General features: G+C 56.9%; 7 protein-coding genes. 5 read left to right on the top strand and 2 right to left on the bottom strand.

Annotation, left to right across the window (positions count from 1 at the left end; translation table 11 throughout):
- Positions 1-343 precede the first annotated feature (343 nt).
- The 5 genes from RX972_RS28515 to RX972_RS28535 all read left to right on the top strand — a co-directional run bounded on the left by RX972_RS28515 (position 344) and on the right by RX972_RS28535 (position 7308).
- A complete protein-coding gene (locus tag RX972_RS28515; RefSeq protein ID WP_316880588.1) occupies positions 344-1309 on the top strand; it encodes a rhodanese-related sulfurtransferase in 966 nt (321 codons plus the stop codon).
- A gap of 36 nt (positions 1310-1345) precedes the next feature.
- Complete coding sequence (locus tag RX972_RS28520) at positions 1346-1948, top strand: DsbA family protein (RefSeq protein ID WP_255877357.1); 603 nt, start codon at positions 1346-1348, stop codon at positions 1946-1948.
- Positions 1878-3764, top strand: coding sequence for an ABC transporter ATP-binding protein (locus tag RX972_RS28525; RefSeq protein ID WP_235149769.1), 1887 nt, complete (start codon positions 1878-1880; stop codon positions 3762-3764). Before RX972_RS28520 ends, RX972_RS28525 begins: the two co-directional genes overlap by 71 nt.
- A gap of 262 nt (positions 3765-4026) precedes the next feature.
- Positions 4027-6492, top strand: coding sequence for an EAL domain-containing protein (locus RX972_RS28530; RefSeq protein ID WP_316880591.1), 2466 nt, complete (start codon positions 4027-4029; stop codon positions 6490-6492).
- A gap of 30 nt (positions 6493-6522) precedes the next feature.
- Positions 6523-7308: a TenA family transcriptional regulator gene (locus RX972_RS28535; protein WP_316880593.1), complete on the top strand. Its 786-nt coding sequence runs from the start codon at positions 6523-6525 to the stop codon at positions 7306-7308.
- A gap of 3 nt (positions 7309-7311) precedes the next feature.
- On the opposite strand, the gene RX972_RS28540 is transcribed toward RX972_RS28535, so the two are convergent.
- The gene (locus RX972_RS28540; RefSeq protein WP_316880595.1) at positions 7312-8244 is read right to left on the bottom strand and encodes a GGDEF domain-containing protein; all 933 of its coding nucleotides are present in this window, start codon (positions 8242-8244) and stop codon (positions 7312-7314) included.
- Positions 8245-8451: 207 nt separating this feature from the next.
- Complete coding sequence (locus RX972_RS28545; RefSeq protein WP_316880597.1) at positions 8452-9192, bottom strand: YciK family oxidoreductase; 741 nt, start codon at positions 9190-9192, stop codon at positions 8452-8454.
- Positions 9193-9373 lie beyond the last annotated feature (181 nt).

The following is a 9373-nucleotide window of genomic DNA, read 5'->3' on the forward strand; positions in this document are numbered from 1 at the left end:
GCATTGGGCCATGGATGGCCCGTTGCGGCGGCCCACGGTTCAGGATCTGCGGGCGGGTACACCGAGCGACAGCGAGGGGCCGAGTGGTGGGGCAAGAGCCTTTTGCTTACTTTTGGGCCCCAAAAGTGAGGCGCCGTAAGGGCGCAACCCCAAACCAGCCGTTGCCCAACTAACGGATATTCATACAAGTCCAAGCCGCTCCGCTATTTGATTCACTCCCCTCGATCCCACCCATCCCCCCATCTTTGCTAGAATCCGCCCCGCGCTGCACACCCTGCGCGTTTTTATTGAATGAATTTCTATCCGGTAGGCCCTTTGCGAGGGTCGCCACCTGGAGATACACATGACACAACAGCCGATGAATCAACCGATCGTCGTAGCGGCGCTATACAAATTCGTCACCCTCAGCGACTACGTCGAACTGCGCGAGCCGCTGCTCCAGGCGATGGTCGACAACGGCATCAAAGGCACCTTGCTGATCGCCGAAGAAGGCATCAACGGCACCGTATCCGGTAGCCGCGAAGGCATCGATGGCCTGCTGGCATGGCTCAAGAACGACCCGCGCATGATCGACATCGATCACAAGGAATCGTACTGCGACGAGCAGCCGTTCTATCGCACCAAAGTCAAATTGAAGAAAGAAATCGTGACCCTGGGTGTTGAAGGTGTAGACCCCAACAAAGCCGTCGGCACCTACGTCGAACCCAAAGACTGGAACTCCATCATCAGCGACCCGGAAGTGCTGGTCATCGACACCCGTAACGACTACGAAGTGTCCATCGGCACGTTCGAAGGCGCCATCGACCCCAAGACCACCAGCTTTCGCGAGTTTCCCGAGTACATCAAGGAACACTTCAATCCCGAAGTGCACAAGAAAGTCGCGATGTTCTGCACCGGCGGCATCCGCTGCGAAAAAGCCTCCAGCTACATGCTCGGTGAAGGCTACGGCGAGGTCTATCACCTCAAGGGCGGCATTCTCAAATACCTCGAAGAAGTCCCGCAGGATGAAAGCCTGTGGCGTGGCGAGTGTTTTGTGTTCGACAATCGTGTCACTGTCCGCCATGACCTGACCGAGGGCGACTACGATCAATGTCACGCGTGCCGCACGCCGATCAGCGCTGAAGACCGTGCCAGTGAGCATTACTCGGCGGGGATCAGTTGCCCTTATTGCTGGGACAGCCTGAGCGAGAAAACCCGTCGCAGCGCCATCGACCGCCAGAAGCAGATCGAACTGGCCAAAGCACGTAATCAGCCACACCCAATCGGTCGTAATTACCGTTTGGAAGACCGCCAGCCAGACGAGGCCTGATCCATGTCCACCCGCCTGCTTTATGTAATGGACCCGATGTGCTCCTGGTGCTGGGGATTTGCTCCTGTGGCGCAAGCGCTGGTTCAACAAGCGCAGGCGAGTGGTGTGGCGTTGCATCTGGTGATGGGTGGTTTGCGCACGGGTAGCGGGGCGGCGCTCGATCCGACCACTCGCCGTTACATCCTTGAGCACTGGCAAGCGGTTGAGAAAACCACCGGGCAGACGTTTCGTTTCGACGATGCGTTGCCCGACGGTTTTGTCTATGACACCGAGCCTGCATGCCGGGCCATCGTCGCCGCGCGTCATCTTGAGCCGGACTTTGCCTGGAAGCTGGTCGGGCTGATTCAGCAGGCGTTCTATATCGAGGGACGTGACGTCACGCGTGCCGCGGTGCTGGCTGAGCTTGCCGAGCAGGCTGGCTTGCCGCGTATCGAATTCGCTGCTGCCTTCGACAGCGCCGAACAGTTGGCCGCAACCCAGGCAGACTTCGCCTGGGTCCAGGATCTGGGTATCGCGGGTTTCCCGACCTTGTTGGCTGAGCGCAACGGTCAACTGGCGTTGTTGACCAATGGCTACCAGTCGCTGGAAGAACTCTCGCCTTTATTGGGCCGCTGGCTTGAGCGTGCTGCCAGTGCCTGACCCTCTTAAAACTGATCGGGACGAATCAAGCGTGACGTTCAACCGCTTGAGTTGGGCGCAGATTCGTCGCTTGGCTTCACGGCATAAAAAAGCGCTGTGGATCGCCAATGGTGTGGCGGTACTGGCTACGCTGTGTACCGTGCCGATTCCTCTGCTGTTGCCCTTGTTGGTGGATGAGGTGTTGTTGGGACACGGCGACAGCGCGCTGAAGTTCATGAATAACTTCCTTCCCGACAGCCTGCAAAAACCAGCCGGTTATATCGGCCTGATGCTGCTGTTCACCTTTGGTCTGCGTCTTGGCGCGCTGGTGTTCAACGTCGTGCAGGCCAAGCTGTTTGCCCGGCTGTCCAAAGACATTGTGTATCGCGTACGAATTCGCCTGATCGAGCGCCTGAAGCGCATCTCTCTGGGGGAATACGAAAGCCTGGGCGGCGGCACGGTCACTGCGCATCTGGTCACCGATCTGGATACGCTGGATAAATTCATCGGTGACACGCTGAGCCGTTTTCTGGTGGCGATGCTGACGCTGACGGGCACCGCATCGATTCTGATGTGGATGCACTGGAAGCTGGCGCTGCTGATTCTGCTGTTCAACCCGCTGGTGATTTACGCCACGGTGCAATTGGGCAAGCGGGTCAAACACCTCAAAAAGCAGGAGAACGACAGCACCTCGCGGTTCACCCAGGCTCTGACTGAAACGCTGGACTCGATTCAGGAAGTCCGCGCCGGTAATCGCCAGGGCTATTTCCTCGGTCGTCTGGGCGTGCGTGCCCGGGAAGTCCGTGATTACGCTACCGCTTCGCAATGGAAGAGTGACGCGTCCAATCGGGCCAGTGGGCTGCTGTTCCAGTTCGGGATCGATGTGTTCCGCGCCGCGGCCATGTTGACGGTGCTGTTTTCTGATCTGTCCATCGGCCACATGTTGGCGGTGTTCAGCTACCTCTGGTTCATGATCGGGCCGGTGGAACAGCTACTGAATCTGCAATACGCCTATTACGCCGCAGGCGGGGCGCTGACCCGAATCAACGAACTGCTCGCGCGTGCCGATGAGCCGCAGTATCCGGGAGGCGTCAATCCGTTCGCCGGTCAGAAAACCGTGGGCATTGAAGTGCGTGGTTTGAGCTTCGGTTACGGTGAAGAGAATATTCTCGATCAATTGAACCTGACGATTGCTCCCGGTGAGAAGATCGCCGTTGTGGGTGCCAGTGGCGGCGGTAAAAGTACTTTGGTGCAACTGCTACTTGGGTTGTACACGCCACAGGCCGGCACGATCAGCTTTGGTGGCGCGACCCAGCAGGAGATCGGTCTGGAAACCATTCGGGAGAATGTTGCGGTGGTGCTTCAGCATCCGGCACTGTTCAACGATACGGTACGTGCCAACCTGACCATGGGCCGCGAGCGCAGCGACGAAGCGTGTTGGCGAGCGCTGGAAATCGCCCAGCTCGAATCGACCATTCGCAGCTTGCCGCAAGGGCTCGACAGTGTTGTGGGACGCTCGGGTGTGCGACTGTCTGGCGGTCAGCGTCAGCGTCTGGCTATCGCCCGGATGGTATTGGCCGATCCCTGCGTAGTGATCCTCGACGAGGCCACCTCGGCACTCGACGCCGCAACGGAATACAGCCTGCATCAGGCGCTGTCGCGGTTTCTCAGTGGCCGCACCACATTGATCATTGCTCACCGTTTATCCGCGGTGAAGCAGGCCGATAAAGTGCTGGTTTTCGATGGTGGTCGTATTGCAGAGCAGGGCGATCATCAGCAATTAATTGCTGAAGGTGGGCTGTACGCAAAGCTTTACGGTCATCTGCAGCACATTTAATTCCCACGGTTACTTGCCAGAATCCCATTTAGGGTCTTTCTTGGTAGTTGGTAACACCGCGTTAACAGCGTTCTTTCACCCATGTAACGCTCGCTGATTTCTCTTTATGTGCACTGCATCGCGATTCCATCATGCGAGGCGGTAGTGTGTTTCAGATTCAAGAAAATTCCCTGAACGGTTTCATGGATTTGACCTAGTCTCTGGGCAGGATGAATTGAAGACAGCTTGATGAGCATCTGGCATCGCTTATGAAAGGGAACCCATGAAGCAAAAGCGGATCCTCGAAAAGCCCCGCCTGTTGGGCATCGTATGGCCATTTATCGCTGTCGCGCTGTTTCAGGCGTTATTGGGGGGTGTCAGCCTCTACATGCTTTCAGCCGTGCGCAGCTATGTCGGCGGCGAAAGCCTATGGTCCAAGGGGCAGAAAGACGCCATTTATTACCTGAATCTCTACGCCAATGGCCACGAAGAGATCAATTTCCAGCGCTACGAGCAGGCGATTTCAATACCCGAGGGCGGCCACGCGCTTCGCGTAGCGCTGGATCAGCCGGTTCCGGATATCAAAAAAGCGACAGATGGCTTCCTGCAAGGCGGGAATCATCCTGATGACGCCGCGAGTGTCATCTGGCTGTATGTGAATTTTCGTGAATTGGGTTACATGAAAAAAGCCGTCGACCAATGGCGGCTGGGCGATGACTTTCTGATCCAGCTGGATACGCTTGCTCATCAGATGCATGAACGTATTTCGTCGGGCGCAGCTACCGAGGCCGAAATTAGTGAATGGCGCGCCCAAATCACCGCCATCAATGAAAGCGTGACGCCAGTAGCCAGAGCGTTCAGTAACGCCCTGAGCGAAGGCTCCCGAGGGATTCTGCGATTACTGCTGGTCATTAACCTGGCGACGGCGGTGGTGCTGATTATTCTGGCGTTGCTCAGGACGCACAAACTATTGACTCAGCGCCATGCCTTCGCGGATGCCCTTCAGGTGGAGAAAGAGCGTGCGCAGGTCACGTTGGAGTCGATTGGTGATGGCGTGATTACGACTGACGTCGAGGGCGCTATCGTTTACATGAACCCGGCTGCTGAAGGGCTGACCCACTGGAAAAACTTTCAGGCCAGTGGTCTCCCGCTTGCGGCGTTATTCAACCTGCTTGACGAAAATGACCGCAAAGACAGCTCAACCCTGATCGAGCATATTCTCAGTGGTCAGCTCAGCGGTGGCAGCGAGCATTCAAAACTCATCCAGCGTCTGGACGGCAGCACCGTTTCAGTGGCGTTGGTCGGGTCGCCGATCTTTACCGATGGCAGGGTCAGCGGCACGGTGCTGGTGCTGCACGACATGACGCGGGAGCGGCAGTACATCGCCAATCTGTCCTGGCAGGCGACCCACGATGCACTGACCGGGCTGGCCAACAGACGTGAGTTTGAATATCGCCTGGAACAGGCGCTTGATGGGTTGGCCCGGCAAGCGAGCCAGCATTCCGTGATGTACCTGGATCTGGATCAGTTCAAGCTGGTCAACGACACCAGCGGTCATGGGGCCGGTGACGAACTGCTGCGGCATATTTGCACGGTGCTGCAACAGGGCTTGCGTGAAGGCGACACGCTTGCACGGTTAGGCGGTGACGAGTTCGGCATTTTGCTGGAGAACTGCCCGCCGGAGACGGCTGAAACGATTGCGGAGTCCTTGCGCCAGACTGTTCAGAGCCTGAACTTTGTCTGGAAGGGCAGGCCGTTTGTCAGCACGGTCAGTATTGGCCTGGTGCATATTTCTCAACTTCCAACGACGCTGGAGGCGTTGCTGCGTTCGGCAGATATGGCGTGCTACATGGCCAAGGAAAAAGGTCGTAACCGCGTTCAGGTCTATCACGCCGAGGACTCCGAAGTGTCCATGCGCTTTGGTGAGATGGCGTGGGTGCAGCGTTTGCACATGGCGCTGGACGAGAACCGTTTCTGTCTGTTCTCCCAGCAGATCGCCGGTATCGGCCAGCATGCTCAGGATGACAGCGGGCATATCGAAATCCTCTTGCGCCTGCGTGATGAGGCCGGGCGCATGATCTTGCCCGAGAACTTCATTCCGGCTGCCGAGCGCTATGGTCTGATGACTCAGCTGGATCGCTGGGTGGTGCGCAATGTTTTCGAGATCATTGCCCGGGGCCGGGATGTTGAGCGTTACGCCGGACCTATGACGGTGTGTGCGATCAACCTCTCGGGGGCGAGCATCGGCGATGATGCTTTTCTTGATTACCTGAAGCTGCAGTTCCGGACTTATGACATCCCCCCGTCATTGATTTGCTTCGAAATCACCGAAACCATCGCGATTGCCAATCTGGGCTGCGCGATTCGTTTCATCAATGATTTAAAAGCGCTGGGCTGCAAGTTTTCCCTCGATGACTTCTGTGCCGGCATGTCGTCGTTTGCCTACCTCAAGCACTTGCCAGTGGACTATCTGAAGATCGATGGCAGCTTCGTCAAAGACATGCTCGATAACCCCATCAACCGCGCCATGGTCGAGGTGATCAATCACATTGGCCATGTCATGGGCAAGCGCACCATTGCCGAATTCGTCGAAACGCCCCAGATCGAGATCGCACTGCGTGAGATCGGAGTTGACTTCGCTCAGGGATATCTGATTGAACGTCCTCAGTTGTTCACGTGCCAAAGTCTTCATGCACGCCCTTCAAGGGCCGTCCCGTTGTTGTTCAGCACGCCAGGAACATTCCGATAAGCCATTAACTTCACGAAAAGGAGCCACACAGTGATCGATACTTTCAGCAGAACCGGTCCGCTCATGGAAGCCAGCAGTTATCCGGCTTGGGCACAGCAATTGATCAAGGATTGCAGTTTCGCTAAATCCAGAGTGGTCGAGCACGAGCTTTACCAACGCATGCGGGACGGGCGCCTGAGCCCTAAAGTCATGCGTCATTATTTGATTGGCGGCTGGCCGGTGGTTGAGCAGTTCGCCATCTACATGGCCAACAGCCTGGCGAAGACCCGCTTTGCCCGCCATCCCGGCGAGGACATGGCGCGCCGCTGGTTGATGCGCAATATTCGCGTGGAGCTTAACCATGCTGACTATTGGGTAAATTGGGCGGATGCCCACGGTGTCAGCCTTGATGACCTCAAGGCTCAGCATGTGTCTCCCGAGTTGCATGCGCTGAGTCACTGGTGCTGGCACACCAGTTCGTCTGACTCATTGGTGGTGGGTATGGCTGCGACCAATTACGCCATCGAAGGCGCCACGGGGGAGTGGGCGGCTGTCGTGTGCTCCTCGGACGTATACGCCGACGGGTTTCCCGAGGAGTCGCGCAAGCGTGCGATGAAGTGGCTGAAGATGCATGCGCAATATGATGACTCGCACCCTTGGGAAGCGCTGGAAATCATCTGTACGCTGGCGGGCAATAACCCAAGCGTGCAATTGCAGACTGAACTGCGGCAGGCGGTCACCAAGAGTTATGACTACATGTATCTCTTTCTGGAGAACTGCATGCAGTTGGAAAAGACAAAATCGCCTCGCACCCGAGTGGCCGAATTGGAAACCTGAGTTTCAGCCTGCCATCGCGAGACGATTTCGGCCTTGCCGCTTCGCGACGTACAGCGCGATATCGGCGCGCCGCATGAGGCTGCCGGCAGACTCCGCCGGCAGCAGCGTTGAGCCACCCAGGCTGATCGTCAACTCCAGGGTTTTATCCAGCCCTGGGTGCATCAGTTCTTGAGCTGCCTTACGCAGTCGTTCCCCCATCAAACCTGCTGCATCGCGACCCGTGTTGGACAGCACGACCAGAAACTCTTCGCCGCCATAGCGAAATATCCGGTCGACGTTTCTCAGCTCGCTTTTAATCGCCTGAGCGATGAATTTGAGTACGTCATCGCCGGTGGCGTGGCCGTAGGTGTCGTTGACGCGCTTGAAGTGATCGATATCCAGCATCAGCACTGACAGTGGCTGGGCGTTGCGTCGTGCGAGTTCTATCTCGCGAGCCAGGGTTTGATCCATGGCCATGCGGTTGCCAGTCTCGGTCAGTGGATCGCGCAACGCACTTTCCATGGCGGCCCGGTACAGCAGCGCGTTACGCAGCGGGAACAGTATGCAGGTCATGAGGGATTCCAGCGCCGCAAATTCCTCTTCGCTGAAGCGCACGTTACGCTCGAAGGTAAACAGGCCCAGAACTTCGCCTTCATTACTGAGGTTGTAACTGATGCTGTGTGGAGCACGTTCGCCCATCTGCATGTACAGATCACTTTCAGCGTATTCGTAGCTGAGCCCATCAAGCGGGACCACGCGCTGAACACCCCGGAAAAACATCCCCAGGATTCGCTCCGCTTCCAGGCTGGTTTGCAATTGCTGACCGAGCTGTTGCACCAATTGCGTCAAGCCGACAGGCGGCTGTACGTTGTTCTGAACCTGTCGTTGATGCATGCCCAATCGTTTCATTTTGGCTGCATCAAAATTAATTGCTTTGGGTGATTTAGGAGAAATCATGGCGTCATTCCTCAGCGCGCATTGCTGGATAAGCTGAGTCAGAGCGAAAGTCGTGCCAGTCTTTGAAATTAAATATAACGCTTTAAATACAAGGGCTTGGGAGGGGTGGCAAGCAGGTTTTCGTCTAGGGGCGACATAACCTTGACTTGCGGGACTCGCCAGTCACCCGCCGATGACGGTTTTCCGTCACAGCGGGGTGGGGCGATGTTATTGCGCGTTAAGGGCCTGGCCGTTGACGTCGCTGCTGTCCGGGCCCATCAGGTACAGATAGACCGGCATGATCTCTTCCGGAGTCGGGTTGTTCTGAGGGTTTTCTGCCGGATAAGCCTGGGCGCGCATGCTGGTGCGTGTGGCGCCAGGGTTGATGCTGTTGGAGCGCACCGATGCCACGGTATCGAGTTCGTCAGCGAGGGTTTGCATCAGGCCTTCCGTCGCAAACTTCGAAACCCCGTAAGCGCCCCAGTACGCTCGGCCCTTGCGGCCAACGCTACTGGAGGTGAAGACCACCGAGGCATCTTTGGACAGCTTGAGCAATGGTAGTAGCGTGCTGGTCAGCATGAACATCGCGTTGACGTTGATGTGCATGACCTGCATGAAGTTTTCCCCGGACAACTGCTCAAGGGGTGTACGCGGACCGATGATTGAGGCGTTGTGCAGCAGGCCGTCAAGGTGGCCGAATTCTTTTTCGATCATGGCCGCCAGTTCATCGTATTGATGGGGCAGCGCGGTTTCCAGATCGAAAGGGATGACCCCTGGCTTGGCGTGACCCGCAGCTTCGATTTCGTCATACACGTTAGTCAGGTTGGCTTCGGTTTTACCGAGCAACAACACGGTGGCGCCATGTGCCGCGTAGGTTTTCGCAGCCGCAGCACCAATGCCGCGTCCAGCGCCAGTGACCAGAATCACCCGACCAGTGAGCAGGTCGGGGCGGGGGGAGTAATCGAACATGGGTTACCTCTTTAAACCGGGTTGGCGGCCTGCGCAGATACCTGTGGGAGCCGGGCTTGCCCGCGATAAGAGCGCCGCAGACATAAAGTCAATTGCGTCCAGCTTTATCGCGGGCAAGCCCGGCTCCTATCAAACATCACTCCAATAATGGATTTGAAACGCGGACCTTGTAGGAGCTAAC

The organism is Pseudomonas syringae group sp. J309-1 (assembly GCF_032582135.1).
Lineage (GTDB): Bacteria > Pseudomonadota > Gammaproteobacteria > Pseudomonadales > Pseudomonadaceae > Aquipseudomonas > Aquipseudomonas quasicaspiana.

Excerpts from the sequence above, each read along its gene's own strand:
- RX972_RS28530 (WP_316880591.1), top strand. The coding sequence starts at position 4,027 with ATGAAGCAAAAGCGGATCCTCGAAAAGCCCCGCCTGTTGGGCATCGTA.
- RX972_RS28545 (WP_316880597.1), bottom strand. The coding sequence starts at position 9,192 with ATGTTCGATTACTCCCCCCGCCCCGACCTGCTCACTGGTCGGGTGATT.
- RX972_RS28540 (WP_316880595.1), bottom strand. The coding sequence starts at position 8,244 with ATGATTTCTCCTAAATCACCCAAAGCAATTAATTTTGATGCAGCCAAA.
- RX972_RS28515 (WP_316880588.1), top strand. The coding sequence starts at position 344 with ATGACACAACAGCCGATGAATCAACCGATCGTCGTAGCGGCGCTATAC.
- RX972_RS28520 (WP_255877357.1), top strand. The coding sequence starts at position 1,346 with ATGTGCTCCTGGTGCTGGGGATTTGCTCCTGTGGCGCAAGCGCTGGTT.
- RX972_RS28525 (WP_235149769.1), top strand. The coding sequence starts at position 1,878 with ATGGCTACCAGTCGCTGGAAGAACTCTCGCCTTTATTGGGCCGCTGGC.